General features: G+C 37.5%; 3 protein-coding genes. 1 reads left to right on the top strand and 2 read right to left on the bottom strand.

What is annotated here, in order from left to right; translation table 11 throughout:
- On the bottom strand, positions 1 to 318 hold a 318-nt coding region (locus tag ACRCJ0_RS14125), incomplete at its 3' end, for an ATP-binding protein (RefSeq protein WP_431390864.1).
- 240 nt (positions 319 to 558) lie between these two features.
- Between ACRCJ0_RS14125 and plsY the strand changes: the two genes are divergently transcribed.
- A complete protein-coding gene (plsY, locus tag ACRCJ0_RS14120) occupies positions 559 to 1,161 on the top strand; it encodes a glycerol-3-phosphate 1-O-acyltransferase PlsY (RefSeq protein WP_419971264.1) in 603 nt (200 codons plus the stop codon).
- A 53-nt stretch (positions 1,162 to 1,214) separates the two neighbouring features.
- Here plsY and ACRCJ0_RS14115 read toward each other — a convergent pair.
- Positions 1,215 to 1,401: tyrosine-type recombinase/integrase (locus tag ACRCJ0_RS14115; protein ID WP_431390863.1), on the bottom strand; the 187-nt coding region annotated here is incomplete at its 5' end.

The following is a 1,401-nucleotide window of genomic DNA, read 5'->3' as shown; positions in this document are numbered from 1 at the left end:
TGGTTTACCGCTAGTATGTTTACCAATCGGCATCCCACGTCCATTATCGGCAACAATTGCCGAACCGTCTTTAGCAAGGGTTACTGTAATGTGGTCAGCATACCCACTCAAGGCCTCGTCAATTGAGTTATCGACAATCTCATACACTAAATGGTGTAAACCACGCGCATCTGTTGACCCGATATACATACCAGGACGTTTTCTAACTGCTTCCAGGCCTTCTAATACCTGGATCGAACTTTCATCATAAGTTGATTTATTATTTTGGTTTGTTGGTTTGGCCAAATCATTTACCCCACTTTCAATCTTTTTCATCATATATTAAAACCGCTGATTTGCCAAATAGAATCAATATTAATAGCCCCAATTATTTGCGGGCAACTCATACATTATAGCCTAAAAATATTCGAAAGAAAGAAAATATTCTTGGGAAAATTTTTGATTTTCATAACTAGCTAATTAAGTTTGCAATATTTAAATTTGTCTCATATAACTGTATTCCTTTGAATTAATGATATAATATAGAGAGTCTATAGATTTATTGAAAGGAATTAAATCATGTTAACGATTCTATTACTAGTCGTCGCTTACCTATTGGGATCTATTCCCTTTGGTTTAGTTGTCGGCAAACTCATCTATAAAAAAGATATTCGCCAATTCGGCTCAGGAAATATCGGTACGACAAATGCTTTCCGAGCTTTTGGTACCACTGGAGGCGTCCTTGTTTTCATCTGTGATATGATAAAAGGGGCAATCCCCGTCTTACTAGCCATCTGGTTGAACCCAGGCTTACACCCTTTACTATTTGGTGGTATGGCCATCGTTGGTCACTCATTCCCGCTATTCCTAAAATTTAATGGTGGTAAAGCAGTGGCAACCTCATTTGGTGTAGTTCTAGCCTATCATCCGGTATTTGCCTTGATTTCAATCGCATCATTCTTTATATCCTTATTCATCACAAGTATGGTAAGCTTCTCTTCAATCTTTGCGGTGATTTTTGCAACGATTTTAAGCTTATTCTACCAAGACTTGGGCCTAACAATTGCGACTGTTTTAGTCTTAATCCTAGTTGTTGTCCGTCATAAAGATAACATTAAACGGATTCGTCAAGGAACAGAGTCAAAAGTGCCCTTTGGTTTAAACAAAGCCAAGAAAAAATAAATGAATCAAAATTAATAAAATAAAGAGCGATCCCAGATTAGCACTTCAACAAGCTAATCTTTGGGACGCTCTTTTTTCTGTTTGGCATGAGGATGAAACTGTAGGTAGTTATCCCGTAATTTTTCTTTTGATAAATGGGTGTAAATTTGTGTAGTGGATAAGGAAGCGTGGCCTAGTAGTTCTTGAACAGTTCTTATATCCGCCCCATTGTTGAGTAAATGAGTGGCAAATGAATGCCGT

The sequence above is a fragment of the Aerococcus sp. L_32 genome (assembly GCF_050689315.1).
The sequence above is the reverse complement of the archived record's forward strand: the minus strand, read 5'-3'. Positions and strand labels throughout refer to the sequence as shown.

What these genes read in the sequence shown, in the direction of transcription:
- plsY (WP_419971264.1), top strand. Translation starts at nt 559, where the DNA reads ATGTTAACGATTCTATTACTAGTCGTCGCTTACCTATTGGGATCTATT.